Source organism: Chitinophaga flava (genome assembly GCF_003308995.1).
Taxonomy (GTDB): domain Bacteria; phylum Bacteroidota; class Bacteroidia; order Chitinophagales; family Chitinophagaceae; genus Chitinophaga; species Chitinophaga flava.
Map to the genome: position 1 here is coordinate 3,677,758 of NZ_QFFJ01000001.1, position 17,020 is coordinate 3,694,777.

Here is a 17,020-nt window from a genome sequence, read left to right on the forward strand (position 1 = left end):
AAAACCAATGGGGTCTTCGCTTTTGTAAACACTTAAAAGAACGAAATTCCTATATTATATTAGTATTATCAATCGTGAGGCTATTGTATCTGCCTCTGCTGCTGCGCTATTTTTACCGGCTTATTACCTGATATGCATATGAAAAAATTGGTTTTCAGTATGTTGCTGCTGTCCTCTCTGCAGGCGGTCGCACAAAAAACAACAGATACCGTGGCTTCACGGATATTGTTGCCAAATGGCTGGGCACTCACGCCAGCAGGCCGTTCCCTTCCACTGGGAGATCTTCCGCTGAACATGGTCCTTTCCGGTTCTGAGAAATACCTGGTGGTAAATAATAACGGACAGAGCAAACACACGCTTCAACTGATTGATCCGCAACAGGAAGTACTGCTGGATGAGGTGACAATCCCTAAATCATGGCTGGGACTTGCTTTCAGTAAGGATGAAAAATCATTGTACGCCTCCGGAGCCAATGACAATGTGATCTGGCAATATCGTATTCAGGACAATAAATTGAAGCTGGCAGACAGTATCCGCCTGGGACTGTCATGGCCCAAAGAAAAAATTTGTCCTACCGGTATGGCATTGGATAACTCACGTAACCGGTTATACGTAGTTACCAAAGAAGATAACAGCCTCTATCTGCTGGATCTTTCCACCAGGAAGGTGATCAAGCGTGTTCCTTTGTCAGCAGAGGCTTATACCTGTGTGCTGTCGAAAGACAATAAAACGCTGTATATCTCTTTATGGGGCGGTGATGCCATTGCAGTATATGACATTGCTGCTGATAAAGTGGTACAGGAAATTAAAACAGGTAGCCATCCTAATGAAACAATTATTTCCAAAAACGGGAAGTATCTGTACGTGGCTAATGCTAACGATAACTCCGTATCTGTGATCACCACTGCAGATGGTAAGGTGATTGAAACCCTGCAGACTGCGTTGTATCCTGATGCTCCGGCTGGATCTACCACCAATGGTCTGGCTTTGTCTGCTGATAACAAAACGTTGTACATCGCTAATGCCGATAATAACTGTCTCGCTGTATTTGATGTAGCCACCCCAGGCAAGAGCCATTCTGAAGGCTTTATCCCTGTGGGATGGTATCCTACCTGTGTGCGTATCACCGGTAAAAAAGTGCTGGTGGCTAATGGTAAAGGATTTACTTCCATGGCCAATCCTGAAGGGCCTAATCCTATCAGCCGTAAAGATGCCAGCGGTTCGCATGCCGCCAATACCCGCCAGGGACGGCCGGTACAGTATATTGCCGGACTGTTCAAAGGTACGCTTTCCATGTTCCGTGAGCCGGGTGAAAAGGTGCTGGGACAATGGTCTAAGCTGGTGTACGACAATACTCCCTATAATAAAAACAAAGAGCTGCGTGCTGCCGGAGAAGAGGGCAACCCTATCCCCAGGGAAGTAGGAAAACCTTCGCCTATTAAATACGTGTTTTACGTGATCAAGGAAAACCGTACCTATGACCAGGTGCTGGGCGATATCAAAGAAGGTAACGGAGACAGCAGTCTGTGTATTTTCCCTGAGCGTATTACACCTAATCAGCATAAGCTGGTGAAGGATTTTGTACTGCTGGATAATTTTTATGTAGATGCAGAAGTGAGCGCAGACGGACACAACTGGAGTACTGCCGCTTACGCTACTGACTATACGGAGAAAACCTGGCCTACCAGCTACGGCGGCCGCGGTGGTACTTACGATTATGAAGGCAGCCGCAAAATAGCATATCCTAAAAAAGGATTTATCTGGGATTACTGCCAGCGGGCAGGGGTAAGCTACCGCAGCTATGGCGAGTTTACCGGCAAAGGTTCCGCTACGCTTAAATCACTGGAAGGGCATTTCTGCAAAGACTATCCTGCTTTTGATCTTTCTATTCTGGATGTGGACAGGCAGAAGGTCTGGCAGCATGATTTCGATTCTCTGCTGGCTGCTGATGCAGTGCCTCATTTCAATACTGTCCGCCTGGGCAACGACCATACCAGCGGTATGCGCAAAGGCGCCTATTCACCTTATGCATCCGTGGCTGATAACGACCTGGCTGTAGGTAAACTGATAGAATATATTTCCCACAGCAAAATCTGGAAAGAGAGCGCCATTTTTATTCTGGAAGATGATGCACAGAACGGGCCTGACCACGTAGATGCACACCGTTCCACTGCTTATGTGATCAGTCCTTATATAAAACGTAAAACTGTAAATCATAACATGTATTCCACCTCCGGTATGTTGCGTACCATGGAGCTGATTCTGGGGCTGCCGCCGATGAGCCAGTACGATGCTGCTGCCACACCTATGTGGGAACTCTTCACTGCTACGCCCGACCTGACCCCTTATGTGGCAGTGGATGCCAATGTAGATATCCGGGAACGTAATACTGCCTGGAATGAAAGTGCCCGCCGTTCTGCTGCTTTTGATCTGGCGCATGAAGACCGCGTGCCAGACCTGGAGCTGAACGAAATAGTGTGGAAGGCCATCCATGGCGAAAATGCGGTGATGCCGGCACCCCGCAGAAGTGCGTTTGTGAAGCTGCAGGCGAAGGAAGAGGATGACGATTGATAAATCGATTAAGCAAATCCGGGAAACTTTTCTATTTTAGCCATCTAAACGTAATAAAACAGTATGGTAGCAAGGAGAGATTTTATCAGGAACAGCGCGCTGCTGGCAGGTGCTGTAGGGCTGGGGATGCCCAAAACGGTTTTAGGCTGGAATGGTTACACTTCCCAACGTCCGCCGCTGGCCCAGCGCAAATTCAGCAGTGATGCTGTAGAAAAGGCTATTGCCGGCGTTAAAAAACAGATTGCGGACAACAAACTCGCCTGGATGTTTGAGAACTGTTTCCCGAACACCCTTGACACCACTGTGAACTTTAAAGTACAGGATGGCAGGCCCGATACTTTTGTCATCACCGGCGATATCCATGCGATGTGGCTGCGTGACTCCTCTGCACAGGTATGGCCTTATATTCCGCTGATTAAGGAAGATGCTAAACTGGAGCAGATGATCGCCGGCGTGATCAACCGCCAGGTGAAATGCATCCTGATAGACCCGTATGCCAACGCTTTCAACGACGGCCCTACCGGTAGTGAATGGGAGAAAGACCTCACGGACATGAAGCCTGAGCTGCATGAACGCAAATGGGAAATAGACTCGCTCTGTTACCCTGTACGTCTGGCTTATCACTACTGGAAGCAAGGTGGCGATACCAAAGTGTTTGACGATAAATACAAACAATCTGCCCGCCTGATCGTGAAAACGTTCAAGGAGCAACAGCGTAAGGAAGGGAAAGGCCCTTATAAATTTCAGCGCGTAACTGCCTGGCAGTCAGATACCGTTCCTAATTCCGGTTATGGTGCACCGATGCTGCCGGTAGGCCTCATCGTTTCGATCTTCCGCCCGTCTGACGACGCTACTGTATTCCCTTTCCTGATCCCGTCCAATATGTTCGCGGTGGTTTCACTGCGCCAGCTGGCGGAAATCAGCACGGAGATCTATAAAGATGCTGCTTTTGCAAAAGAGTGCACCGACCTGGCTGATGAAGTAGACCGCGCTATCAAAGCCTATGCTATCGTAGAACACCCTAAGCTGGGTAACATGTACGGCTTTGAGGTAGATGGTTATGGTAATCGTTTATTCATTGACGATACCAACGTGCCCAGCCTGCTGTCTATCCCTTACCTGGGATATACTACTGCGGATGATCCGCTGTACCAGGCCTCCAGGCACTTTGTATGGAGTACTTTCCATCCCTGGTTCTATCAAGGTAAGTTTGGCAATGGCGTAGGTAGTCCGCATACCGGAGAAAACTACATCTGGCCGATGAGTATCATCATGAGAGCTTTGACCAGCCATAATAAGGAAGAAATAGCTGAGTGTATCAAAACACTGCGTAATACAGATGGAAACACCGGCTTTATTCATGAGTCTTACCATAAAGACGATCCCAGCAAGTTTACCCGTAAATGGTTTGCCTGGGCATGTACCTTATTCGGAGAGCTTATTCTCAAAGTGAGCCAGGAATATCCTGATTTGCTGAAAAGGCAATATGCTTAGCATTTTTTAATTTTTTAGTTTGATATTTGAAATGCAGCGGAGATGATTATCTTCTGCTGCATTTCACTTTTAAAAACGATCCAGATGCAGCACGCCGGTATATATCAGCAACGCATAAACGATTTTCAGCAGGCTATTGATAAAGAGAAGGGACTAACTTCCCTGCTGTCGTGGGCGAGATTATTGAGTTTTCTGTTGATTGTTGCCGGGGTGGTGTTTTATTTCCGACAGGGATGGATGGGAGGATGGTTACTCCTTTCCGTTGTGGGTGTGGTGTTTTTTGCTTTTTTTCTGAAGAAGCATAACCGGTCGCAACAAAAACTGGCGTTGTTAAAAACCTTGCTGGAGCTGAATCAGAAAGAGCTGCAGCAGGCTACTGAATGGAAGTCCACTTTTGAAGACGGCAGAGAGTTTATCGATGATCAGCATGATTATAGTAACGATCTGGACGTGTTTGGCCCTGCCTCTATTTTTCAGTCCATCAACCGTACAGGTACTTTGTCTGGCAAACGACAGCTGGCAGATGCCTTGCGGAGTCCTATACAGGATGTCCAGACCATTCTGGCTACACAGGAAGCGTTAAAGGTACTGGCGCCGGAAATCGACTTCCGGCAACATCTGACGGCCAACGCAATGCTGGCAAAAGAAGAGGGCAGCGACCGCCGGGAGCTGGCACTGTGGCTGAACATGCCTTTTGCCTTTATACACAATAAATTTATGCAGATCGCCGCTTGGTTGTTCCCTGCGCTGGCCCTGCTGATGATGGCAATATACGCCTATGCCGGGCATTATTATCTTTTTATCGGTATGGTGATACTGAACTGGTTGCTGCTGGGCAGCATCCAGGGGAAGATCATGGAGCAGTATAAGCTGATATCTCATAAGGAACGTATTCTGGAGAAGTTTTCCTTATTGCTGCACCTGATCCGCAAGGGTTCTTTTGAGCAGTCAGCATTACTGAAGGAACAGCAGGGAATTGCGAGAGAGGCAGATGTGGCGCTGCATCAGCTGTCCCGGATCGGATCGGCTTTTGATCAGCGACTGAACCTGCTGGTGGCTGTTATCCTGAACTCTCTTTTCCTGTACGATCTGCATTGTATCCTGCGGTTGGAACGCTGGAAATCGAAACATAAAACAGATGTAGAGCGCTGGTTTGGTGTGATCGCGCAACTGGAGGTGTGGAATAGTATGGCTACCTATGCGTATAATCATCCGCAGTATGCCTATCCGAAACCACAGGCGGCACCGATGGTGCTGGAGGCTGAAGCCCTGGGTCATCCGCTGATCCCCGACAATGAGTCTGTGAAAAATGATGGCAGTATCGGGCGTCCGGCCAGTTTCCTGATCATTACAGGATCTAATATGTCAGGAAAGAGCACGTTTCTGCGTAGTATAGGTTCTAACCTGTTGCTGGCCATGTGCGGGGCTCCGGTATGTGCACAACGTTTTGTGTTCACCCCCATGCGCATTATGACATCTATGCGTATTAAGGATTCTATTGCCAGCCATACTTCTTATTTTCAGGCAGAGCTGCTGCGCCTGCAGCATATCATCCAGCAACTGAAAGCAGGAGGGCAGGTGTTTATTCTGCTGGATGAAATTCTGAAGGGGACCAATTCAGAAGACAAACTCTCCGGCTCCCGCAGCCTGATAGAGCATTTCCTGGCCTATAACTGCCTGGGGATGATTGCTACGCATGACCTGGAGCTGGGCCATCTGGAAGACAGTTACCCCGAAAAAATAAAGAACTACTGCTTCGAAAGCACTATACAGGGTGACCATCTGTTCTTTGATTACCGCATCAGAGCTGGTATTGCAAGAAATAAGAATGCTACTTTCCTGATGAAGCAGATGGAGATCATCTAGACTTATATCAATCAGCAGTCCCTTCAATAAATAAAAAAAATCTAAATGCCAATATTTTTAGTAGTTTTACTAAAAATATTAGTGTATGACATTGCCGTTCCAGGAAGGTGGCGCGGAAACGCCCTATTATAAGGGACGTGGCGCCCAGGTCAATCCCAGGAATAAGTACCTGAAAGAGGAATATGTGAAGGAGCACATTGAAGGTATTGATGAGTGGTGGCAGGCAGATGTTCCCACCCAGATATTTGAGGAACATGCCAAGACCCTGGTCAATAAGGTAGATAGTCCGGATGTAGGGATGTGGTATTCCATGAATCCCTACCAGGGCTGTGAACATGGCTGTATTTATTGTTATGCCCGTAATGCCCATCAGTTCTGGGGACTGAGTGCAGGGCTCGACTTCGAACGGAAGATCATCGTAAAACATAATGCGCCGGAACTGCTGCGTAAGTTTCTGGACAACAAGAACTGGGTACCCAAACCCATTTCCCTTTCAGGGAACACCGACTGCTACCAGCCGGTGGAACGCAAAATGTGGCTGACCCGGCAGTTGCTGGAGGTAGCCCTGGAGTATAAGCAGCCGGTAGGCATCATTACTAAAAATTCGCTGGTATTACGCGACCGCTACCTGTTACAGCAGCTGGCACAGGAAAACCTGGTCTGTGTATATGTTTCCATTACTACCATGCAGGAAGAGCTGAGGCAGAAAATGGAGCCTCGAACCACCACAGCCGCACAACGGTTTAAGATTGTGAAGGAACTGAGTGAAGTCGGTGTACCCGTTGGCGTTATGACGGCCCCAATGATCCCTGGACTAAATGACCACGAGATGCCCCAGCTCCTGGAGACGGCCGCAGCCAATGGAGCCCGTTATGCCGGCTATACGGTAGTAAGGCTCAACGATGCAGTCAAGATAATTTTTAATGACTGGCTTTATAAGAATTTCCCTGATCGTGCTGACAAGGTATGGCACCAGATTGAAAGTATGCATGGTGGCAATGTGAATGACAGCGAGTTTGGCCGCCGGATGAGAGGAGACGGTAATATCGCCGATCTGATCAGGCAACAGTTCAGAGTGCATACCAAAAAGAACGGGTTAAATCAGGAACGTTTCGAGTTTAATACGGAATCCTTCCGCAGGCCTACCAGCCAGCTGAGCTTATTCTAGGATTTATTTTATCTTGAGCGTTATTGTTTTACCTGTTTTAAAAAATCCTATATCTATGAAGAAGATATGTATGTTAGCCCTGGCGCTGGGAAGTGCTGTGGCGGCTGTGGCACAAACCCAACCATTAGTATGGGGCGAATGGGGGTCCCGCACTGAATTTAGAAATGATGCTGGTTTACGTGGTGATGCAGGGGCTTTGTCTGGCTTTTTTCAAACGATGACACCTGTTAATTACCCGGCCGGAGCCGATAGTTGGTGGCATTTGCTGGATGTCAGACATGGAAATCAGTACAACAACTTCGCTATGCAATTTGCCGGTAGTTTCTATGATCAGGACCTGTATTTCAGAAAAACCAATAATGATCCGGCCATGCCCTGGTCTAAAGTAGTATTGCAACGGGATGGAAAGGTTACCTTTCCTGGTATTTATAACTTTGAGCGGTTCAATATCGGCAAGGATGGGAACAACGGTGCATATGCACTGGAATTTGTAAATCATAGTAGTGACCTGCAGTCATATGGAGTTAAGATGGGGGCTGATGTAGACGGGTTTGGTCATGGTTTGTTTATTGTGGGCGCCCGTAGATCGAACAGCTATGATAGCCTGAAATATGCTTCCAAACCTGCTGTGTTTGTATCTGCACTCGACAACACCGTGGGCATAGGAACCAATCAGACAGCGGGTTATCAGTTAGCCGTCGCCGGTACTATGATCGCAGAGCGCGTCAGGGTAAAGCCTTTCGGTACCTGGCCGGATTATGTATTTGAAAAAGATTATCCGTTACCGTCATTGAAGAGCACAGCCGCTTTTATACAGCAGCATAAACATCTGCCGGAAATGCCGTCTGCCAGAGAGGTAGACAGCACCGGGCTGGACCTCGGTGATATGAATGCACGTCTGCTGAAAAAAGTAGAGGAGTTGACACTACATCTTATTCGTCAACAGGAAGAGATCGAAAAATTACAGCAGCAAAACCGGGAAATACAGCAACAGTTACAACAACAACCGAAACAGCCACCTGCACGTATAAACTAATTGTTAAGGCTACAAAAAAAGTAGGCTGTAATGTTGTGTAATAAAAAAAATAAAATCTACCTTTGTTGTAAATAACAAAATTTCTTAGTGCAACTTCTGTCAATATATAAGATTTCAGCGATGGCCTGCAAGCAAAAGCAGGTCAAGGACGGATGGCGGGCACGTTGCACCGATTGTTAACAAAAAAAGTTATCAAACGATACAAACAAAGGTCCCGCACTAACAGGCGGGACCTTTTGCTTTTGAAGCAGTACTGAAATGACGACATTGAAAGAGATTCAGACGATAACTGATCATTTTATTCAATGCACCGAATGGTGTAAACGGAATGGCTTTGCCTTAAAAAAGCCATACGGACCTGTTATGTAGTTATGTAAGCTAACCCTTTACATTATTGCCCGGTCCGTAAATGCGGCCGGGTTTTTTGTTGCAGAATTTCCGGCACAATAATGGCAAACACTATTTTCAATTATGTTATGTACTAAACCCTACTGATTATAACAAACAGGTACAGTGCATAACCCCAAAAACGTTAGTATATGAGGAACGTTATTCAAGTTGTAAGAGAGGCTTTACTCACCAATTTCAGGGAGCTGGACCAGTGGTTCGAAAAAGATACGGCATTACTGGACTTTAAGCCGGACCGTGATCAATGGAGCATACGGGAAGTGCTGGAACATATCACCCTCACTAATTATTTCCTGTTGCTGATTATCAACAAAAGCACCCGCCGTGCACTTGACCGTAAAAGCAATGGTTATACTGTTGTAGTGCCGGCAGATTATCACGAAAAATTCAGCCAGATCGACGTGATCAGTAGCAAGTCTTTCGGCTGGGTAAGACCGGAACATATGGAGCCTACAGGCTTTAAAAATATGGAGGAAATAAAAGCATTACTGAAACAACAGTATGCACAATGCATGTACAACGTGTCTTTACTCAAAAACGGGGAAGGCGTGCTGGTATTCACCAACATGTCTGTTAACCACCTGGGTAAACTGGACATCTATCAGTACATCTATTTCCTGACTAAACATATTGAACGTCATATCCGTCAAATGAAAAGACTGGAGAAAGAATTTGAAGAAAGCGCAATCCTGATCTGATTTTTTTTGGTCGACCAGCAACGCATCTATTATTGTTATCCTTATTGTACAAAAGCCGTGAGTATGAATACTTCCGGCTTTTTTCTATGTAGCTAAATAAAAAACATATTTATCTACATAGAAAAAAAATCTGAAAAAAGTCTGTTAAAAATTTGCATAATCTGTATTTATCCTATTATCTTTGCAACGTAAAAATTGATAATAGGTAAACACTTATAAAAATGAAACGCTTTAACTTAAATATGGATCGCACAGTCCCTTGCTCAGAGCAAGGCAGTGGCAGGTTCCGGGCGTTTTATGTTTACAGGTAGTGCAAAATATTTGTATAATATAACTGAAGCCCGGATCAATTGGTCCGGGCTTTTTTGTTATAGTTTTTGTAATGAAATTACCATTGAACACAACAAATATCCGGACACTGCGCGCTGAAATCCGCCGCAGTAAATGGTTTCAGGATAGCATTCAAAACATGGATGCTAAACGGACCCGGCATGTCTTAACGTAGTGTATGCGTTAACGTTAGTAGCCCGGTCTGTGTAAAAACTGACCGGGTTTTTTTGTGTTCATAACGAAGAGATTATTTGAGGAGGTACAATTAATAATCAGGTAGCGGAGTAATCCTGCTCCGCTAAATCTGCTCCTTTAACGATATTTTTTTTCGTCTCTGTTTGAATTAACCCCCATCTTCAGGTTATCAAGAGGATAACTTGTAACTTCCCCCCAACAAGTACTGCAAAAAGTACTTCAAATGATAAGCATGATTTGCCGGGAGCCTATTCCGGGCTCCGGTAAATCTCTATCAGGGTGGATTAATTTTAAAAGATCAATTTGTAAATGAAAACAATGGTCAATAACCAGATAGATATTACCGATGGTGAATACTTTGCACCCAAAGGGGTGTATACTGTTCACTTCAACGGAATACCCAATATCAACAATATATATGATATAGATGGTGACAAAGCATCGGCGGCGTTTGTAAAGGCATTTGAGAGCATGATTGTGAATACCTACAAATACACCGACTATGACACCAAGAAGAAAAAATATAAACACTCACAGACGGTAATGGTGTTGAATAACCGCAGTGTAGTAGCCTTCTGGCATTCGTGGTGTGAGATCCTGCATGATGGATCAGATATGGAATTTGTAGGGAAGGTAACGGAAATGGTTATACGCTATAAGGAAAAACAACGTCGTGAACCACATGAGATTAACCTGATCGTGAGCGGTCGCAGAGGACTGGAGTTGAAGAGCATGGAAATCAAACGTACCAAACTGGATATCGATCTGTTTTACGATAATGATTTCAGAGAAGTGGATAAGGTGATACAACAACGGTTACGTAAAGAAAAAGACAAAGGCATCGTGCTGTTGCATGGTATGCCCGGAACCGGCAAAACCACCTATCTGCGTTACCTGATCGGGAAAATAAAAAAACGTATTCTGTTTGTTTCACCCGATCTGGCCAACAATATCATGAGCCCGGAGTTTATGCAGTTACTGATTGACAATCCTGACTGTGTGGTGATCATAGAAGATGCGGAGAATGTGATCATGGACAGGAAATTTACTGGTAATTCATCTGTGTCTAATCTGTTGAACCTGTCTGATGGCTTGCTGGCGGATTGTCTGAATATACAGTTGGTATGTTCCTTCAACAGCGATCTGTCTTCCATCGACAGTGCCCTGCTGCGTAAAGGAAGGCTGATCGCCAAATACGAATTCAAAAAGCTGCCAGCTGAAAAAGCACAACGGCTGTCTGCTCACCTGGGCTTTGATACTGTAGTCGACAAACCTATGAGTGTCGCAGAAATCTCTAACCAGCACGAACCTTCTTTTGAAGCACCGAAAAATGTGATCGGATTCCGTCGCACCATGGTGGGAGAAACGGTTTAATATTGTTCATCTATCTAAAAAAATGCTATCATGAAAAAGAATCACTTGTCCATATACAACCGAATGGAAAACAACCTCCACCAACAGGTGCAGGCATTTGCAACGATCACAGATCATCCGTCATGGACAAGTTATTACCCGACGAATTACAATACTATATCGATACGATGCGTATCAGGACGGCCAGGAGGCGCCTGCGCGTAGTAAAAACTGAAAAAGACAAACAGCTGATACAGCTCGACAAGCGTATAAGAGCACTTTGGAGACAGGACCGTCATCCGGAATATGTGCCACTGGAACCGCCGGTGAAGAAAGGTTACAAACGTTTCTTTATTTTAAGAGATGACGTAGCCCGCGGAAAACAGGCATCATTTTTTCAGGGTATACTGGACAAAATCAATACGGTTCAGTATTTTCACCGGAAGGATTTTAAGGTGAAAAAGCGGCAGAAAGGTAAAAAGGTAATAGTCGTGAAAGAACAGAAGCTGCAGACCTTTTATCCTGACGAGTTTAACAAACTTAAACTAACGCGTGATGAAAAGATCTTTTTTGAAAAGCGAATGGTGCCGACCGGCTGGAAGACGCGGGAAGTTCCCAGGATAGTATTTACGGAGCCCTGGCGTTTTGTGCTGCAGATACGACCGCATCTTTTAACACATGTGCGAAAGGCTAATCCGGAATTGGATTCTCAGATCCAGGAGTTGGAAAACTACATGGATAAATATCATCTGAGACCCAGGATGCGGTGGCTGACACAAAGCAGGCATACTTCGTGGAACAAAAAGCTGTTTGGCCCGAAAGAAAAATACCAATATCAAAAGAAACCCCTGCCGCAACTGCTGCAGGAAACATATTACAACATTGAATGAACCCCTTTAATTGTTATGTCTGAATTGAAAATGACCGGCAAACAACTGCTGGGCCTCGGTTATCCGCAAGGTCCGGTAATTCGTGTGGCCATAGACGTTATCGCTGAACATTACCCCGCAGCCACCCCTGAAGAAGCAGAGGCTGTGCTGTCCAGCGTGTTGAAAGACCCTGTTGCTTATCAGCATGATCCGGTACTGGGCGCTATCGCAGCTCATCTGATGGTGGAAGAAAAACCGGAAGTAATAGCACTGCGGGATACCCCGGTGGATTATGCCATCTTTGGTGCTGAGTTTATTGAAGAAGGTACTATCAAACAGCTGAATAACGCGATTCGTTTACCCGTGGCCGTAGCCGGGGCGCTGATGCCGGATGCCCACCAGGGATATGGCCTGCCTATCGGCGGTGTACTAGCCACCGACAACGCTGTGATACCTTACGGCGTAGGAGTGGATATTGGTTGCCGTATGTGCCTGAGCATCCTGGACCTGCCGGAAGCAAGCCTTGAAACGCAGGCTTCCAACTATCAGAAAGCACTGAAGAATAAAACGAAGTTCGGCGCCGGCGCAGAATGGAAACGTAATGACGCAGACCCTGTGTTGGAACGGTCAGAATTCAGGGAAATACCGGTGTTGCGTAATCTGCTCGACAAAGCTGCCGGCCAGCTGGGAACTTCCGGCTCCGGAAACCACTTTGTGGAGTGGGGTATTGTGACCATCCTCGATGCTAATAACGAGTGGAATCTGGCACCCGGCAATTATGTGGGGCTGCTGTCACACTCCGGTTCCCGCGGTATGGGCGCCCAGGTAGCCGGTCATTATACCCGGCTGGCCAAAGAGTTGTGTGTACTGCCTAAAGAAGCACAACACCTGGCATATCTGGATATGAATACAGAGGCTGGGCAGGAGTACTGGCTGGCAATGAACCTGGCTGGTGACTATGCCTCCGCCTGTCATCATCTGATCCATCAGCGGATGATTGCTGAAATGGGCGCTACGCTGCTGGCGAGGGTGGAAAACCACCATAACTTCGCCTGGAAAGAAATACATCATGGTAAAGAACTGATTGTACACCGTAAAGGTGCTACACCTGCCGGTAAAGGTATGTTAGGGATTATCCCCGGCTCTATGACTGCGCCAGGCTTTATTGTGCGGGGTAAAGGGGAGGAAAGCAGCCTGCATTCTGCATCCCATGGAGCAGGGCGGCAGATGTCCCGTACCAAGGCGATCGCCTCTATTACCGCGGAGGAAATGAGGAAGATGCTGCAGGATAACGGCGTGACGCTGATTGGTGGCGGTTTGGATGAAGCACCTGGTGCTTATAAGGATATTAATACCGTGATGTCGGCGCAGTCAGACCTCGTGGAAACAGTAGGTCGGTTCCAGCCCAAAATGGTGCGGATGGCCGATGGAGGACCAGCAGAAGACTAAATACACATATGCAATGAAACAAAGGCGGAAGACGGCGAACAGCTGTTTTTCGCCTTTTGTGTTTTATAGTCTACAAATTTAGTAGGATATTAGAAATATATTTTCTAATATTGTCATTAGTTACCACCAATAACAAGAAGAATATACCCTGTGCATGGGCTGGCACCATGTAGGGAAACCCGTGTTTTCATTTTTACCTGTATAAAACTTTATCAAGTGCATTTGAATTATCTGGCATTGGCGGTTCCTTTTTTCCTGACATTCATGGGTCTGGAGTATCTGGTGGCGCAAAAAAAAAGGAAGCGTTATTTTAAGTTCAATGATACAGTGGCCAACATCAGCGTAGGAATAGCTGAGCGGCTGCTGGACACTTTTACGGTAGGGTTGTTTTATTTTATATACGACTACCTGTATCGGCGTTATGCCCTTTTCGATATCAAAGCCAGTGTGCTGTTATGGGTGGCCCTGCTGATGTGTACAGACTTTATCTGGTACTGGTATCACCGGCTGGCACATGAAGTAACGGTATTGTGGTGTGCACATGTAGTGCACCATCAGAGTGAGGAGTTTAACTATACCGTTTCTGCCAGGATCACGGTATTTCAGGCGTTTATACGGACGGGTTTCTGGGCCATATTACCGGTGATTGGTTTTCCGCCGGCGATGATCACCAGTATGCTGCTGGTACATGGGCTCTATCCCTTTTTTATTCATACCCGTACGATTGGTAAACTGGGCATTCTGGAATATATACTGGTAACACCTTCCCATCACCGGGTGCATCATGCCAGTAATCCTAAGTATCTCGACAAAAACTATGGAGATGTGTTTATCATCTGGGATAAACTGTTTGGTACTTTTCAGAAGGAGGAAGAAGAGCCCGTGTATGGGTTAACCAAGCCGCTGGAGAGTAACAGTTTCCTGTGGCAGCATTTTCATTTTATTTTGGAGATGTTATATTCCGTGAGGGCAGCCAGGGGATGGCGTAACAGGCTGCGGGTGATATTCGGAAAGCCGGATAATGTGGACCCTGCGGCGAGGGCTGTGCTGGAAGAATCTTTTTTGTTGCGTAACCGAAGTATAACGGAAACGCCTAAACTGAATAATTATGTGGTGTGGCAGATAGCTACCACACTCACATTATTGTTTGCTTTTTTGCTATTGCAGTATTACGTACCAGTATTCATCCAGGTATGTGTGACCTTACTCATATTACTGACCCTGATCAACTGTGGCGCTATTCTGGAGCAGAAGCGCTGGGTGTTTTATCTGGAATATGCCCGGTACGGGGTGTTGTGTTTTGCATTGTTTTACTGCTGGCCGCATCCATCGCTGGTGACGCTGGCGGGACTGGTACTGGCTACAGCCATTTATTACCAGTCGCGCCTGCGGAAGGAATACTACCGGCTGGTATATGGTTATACCCGTACGTAGATTTTCTTTTTATCCATCCAGTAGCCAATGGCGGCAAATGCACATACATGGAAGAGGGCGAATAGGAACGACCCTACCATGTTGCCTCCGATGGGCTGGAAGACAGTTTGATACAGCCAGGTGTACATGTTTTGTCCGGGTACCGGCCTGATAAGCAGGTAGAGTTTTACGACCACGCCGGACAGCACATAGATAAACAGCGGGTTTTTACCGAATACGGTAAAGAAGGTGGTCCATTTGGTGTATGCTCTGAATTCTATGATATACATCAGTATGGAGAGGAGCAGCAGGGCGATGCCTACAGTGTAGAGTACGTAGGAGCTGGTCCATATTTTTTTGTTGATGGGGAACACTATGTTCCAGCAGAGGGCGGCGAAGATGAGGATGCAGCCCATGATCAGAAGGCGGGCCAGCATTTCGTATGTTTTGCCCTTTTCCTGTATGAATTTACCGGCGAGGTAGCCGAAGATAACGTTACAGATAGCCGGGAGGGTGCTCAGAATACCTTCCGGATCGAAGGGTACTCCTTCTCCTTTGTACATATGATTTTCTCCCAATATTAACTTATCAAGGGGTAGGCCGGCGTATCCTTCCAGACTGTAAGGATCGCTGCCACCGAAGGCGACGAGGATGAACCAGTATGCCAGCAGGATGATACAGGCTGCCACGAAGGCTCCTTTATCTTTCAGATAATGTACAATGAAGGCTGCAGCTCCGTAGCAGAGGGCAATACGGGGAAATACGCCCAGGATACGGAGGTTACTGAGCGATTTACCTACCAGTTGTCCGTCAGACCATTTTACAAACGGGAACCAGTTGAGCAGAAGACCGATACCGAATATTAGCAGGGTACGGGTCATTATTTTGCGGATGACGGCAGCATTGCCGGCGTCGGCGTATTTTTTCATGGCAAAGCTCATGGCGTTGCCTACAGCAAAAAGAAAGAAGGGAAATACCAGGTCGGTAGGCGTACAGCCGTGCCATTTGGCGTGCTCAAGCGGCCCATACACATACTCCCAGCTCCCGGGATTGTTGACCAGGATCATGGCGGCCACTGTCAGGCCCCGGAACACATCCAGCGATAAAAAACGTTGTGAAGCAGTCACTATACAGATTATTTGGTTGTTTGGTAATTCGCCAAGATAACTATTATAGCTGATCATCACAACTGGTTCTTAGTGCCGGGGTACCTGTGTCTTAAGTATTTTGCGGGCAAAATGTATTCTGCTTTTAATGGTTCCGAGTGGCTCCTGAAGGATATCGGCTATTTCAAAGTATTTGTATCCTTCGTAATAGAGGAGAAAAGGCTGTTTGAAGATCTGGGGTAGGTGATAAACGGCTACGTGTATGTCTTTCATGCGGAGGTTGGTGTCGGCCTTGTTAGTGGAAGGGCTTTGCTGATAGTTGAGGAAGAAGTCACTTACGGTGGGTTCGGCTATCATCCTGTTTTTGGCTTTTTTGCGGTAATGGTTGATGAAGATGTTTCGCATGATGGTGAAAAGCCAGGCCCGGATGTTGGTGCCTTCCAGGTACTTTTCCTGGTTGGATAGAGCACGGAACAGGGTTTCCTGGTATAGGTCTTTTGCCTGTTCGGTGTCTTTGGTAAGGGTGAATGCAAAGGGTTTCAGGAAATCAGCGTTTCCGACAAGCAAGGTGTTAAATTCAACAGATGACATAATGTTTAAGGTTTAACTAATTAAACAAATTCACATGTGAGTCAGACGTTTGTGGTGCAATGAATTGATTTATAATGGTTTCAGGACGTCGTTTCCTTTCTCGAACATGGTTTTTTGAGTTTTCCTTTCTGATGACAATAGCTCGATTTTGGGTGGATCAATATAACAACAGGTCTTTCCGCATGACTCTCTGATATAATTAACGATAAAAAGATAAAAACGGATTGGAAATGTTGGAGTTATGTAAAATATAATGTATTATAAATTATTTTATATTATAATTTGCTTAAAACTAATTTTAATCTCAATTATATACACTTATTTTCGTTAATGTTATGAGGTAACTGATTTAAATGTTTAAACGTATATTGAAAATTGCCTAACCATTTAAAAACAAAATGGTTAGACAATGGGAATCCGGTAACATTTATATGTTATTTTTAATAGATTTGCAACTTGTTTGGCGGTACCCT

The 17,020-nt window shown here is 45.9% G+C and carries 12 protein-coding genes; 10 read left to right on the top strand and 2 right to left on the bottom strand.

Annotated elements, in window-relative coordinates; translation table 11 throughout:
• Window positions 1–108: 108 nt before the first annotated feature.
• The 10 genes from DF182_RS14900 to DF182_RS14945 all read left to right on the top strand — a co-directional run bounded on the left by DF182_RS14900 (window position 109) and on the right by DF182_RS14945 (window position 14,871).
• Window positions 109–2,571 carry a beta-propeller fold lactonase family protein gene (locus tag DF182_RS14900; protein ID WP_394337288.1) on the top strand — a complete coding sequence of 821 codons (2,463 nt, stop codon included), beginning with the start codon at window positions 109–111 and terminating at the stop codon, window positions 2,569–2,571.
• 63 nt (window positions 2,572–2,634) lie between these two features.
• A complete protein-coding gene (locus DF182_RS14905) occupies window positions 2,635–4,065 on the top strand; it encodes a glycoside hydrolase family 125 protein (RefSeq protein WP_113616374.1) in 1,431 nt (476 codons plus the stop codon).
• A gap of 84 nt (window positions 4,066–4,149) precedes the next feature.
• Window positions 4,150–5,931 carry a MutS-related protein gene (locus DF182_RS14910; RefSeq protein WP_161964147.1) on the top strand — a complete coding sequence of 594 codons (1,782 nt, stop codon included), beginning with the start codon at window positions 4,150–4,152 and terminating at the stop codon, window positions 5,929–5,931.
• A gap of 85 nt (window positions 5,932–6,016) precedes the next feature.
• Window positions 6,017–7,099, top strand: a complete 1,083-nt coding sequence (locus DF182_RS14915; protein ID WP_113616376.1) for a PA0069 family radical SAM protein — start codon at window positions 6,017–6,019, stop codon at window positions 7,097–7,099.
• A gap of 55 nt (window positions 7,100–7,154) precedes the next feature.
• Window positions 7,155–8,135: a hypothetical protein gene (locus tag DF182_RS14920; protein ID WP_113616377.1), complete on the top strand. Its 981-nt coding sequence runs from the start codon at window positions 7,155–7,157 to the stop codon at window positions 8,133–8,135.
• 539 nt (window positions 8,136–8,674) lie between these two features.
• On the top strand, window positions 8,675–9,241 hold the full coding sequence (locus DF182_RS14925; RefSeq protein WP_113616378.1) for a DinB family protein: 567 nt from the start codon (window positions 8,675–8,677) through the stop codon (window positions 9,239–9,241).
• A gap of 834 nt (window positions 9,242–10,075) precedes the next feature.
• Window positions 10,076–11,140 (top strand): AAA family ATPase, encoded by a 1,065-nt coding sequence (locus DF182_RS14930; protein WP_113616379.1) that lies wholly within the window; start codon window positions 10,076–10,078, stop codon window positions 11,138–11,140.
• A gap of 122 nt (window positions 11,141–11,262) precedes the next feature.
• Window positions 11,263–12,009 (top strand): hypothetical protein, encoded by a 747-nt coding sequence (locus DF182_RS14935; protein WP_147243441.1) that lies wholly within the window; start codon window positions 11,263–11,265, stop codon window positions 12,007–12,009.
• A gap of 15 nt (window positions 12,010–12,024) precedes the next feature.
• Window positions 12,025–13,437: an RtcB family protein gene (locus DF182_RS14940; protein WP_113616381.1), complete on the top strand. Its 1,413-nt coding sequence runs from the start codon at window positions 12,025–12,027 to the stop codon at window positions 13,435–13,437.
• A gap of 216 nt (window positions 13,438–13,653) precedes the next feature.
• Window positions 13,654–14,871: a sterol desaturase family protein gene (locus tag DF182_RS14945; protein ID WP_113616906.1), complete on the top strand. Its 1,218-nt coding sequence runs from the start codon at window positions 13,654–13,656 to the stop codon at window positions 14,869–14,871.
• Here the strand turns inward: DF182_RS14945 and DF182_RS14950 are convergent.
• Together DF182_RS14950 and DF182_RS14955 are read right to left on the bottom strand one after the other, a co-directional pair.
• Window positions 14,856–15,977 carry an acyltransferase family protein gene (locus DF182_RS14950; RefSeq protein WP_245957446.1) on the bottom strand — a complete coding sequence of 374 codons (1,122 nt, stop codon included), beginning with the start codon at window positions 15,975–15,977 and terminating at the stop codon, window positions 14,856–14,858. The genes DF182_RS14945 and DF182_RS14950 overlap by 16 nt on opposite strands.
• Window positions 15,978–16,046: 69 nt before the next feature.
• Window positions 16,047–16,547 carry an RNA polymerase sigma factor gene (locus DF182_RS14955; RefSeq protein ID WP_113616383.1) on the bottom strand — a complete coding sequence of 167 codons (501 nt, stop codon included), beginning with the start codon at window positions 16,545–16,547 and terminating at the stop codon, window positions 16,047–16,049.
• Window positions 16,548–17,020 lie beyond the last annotated feature (473 nt).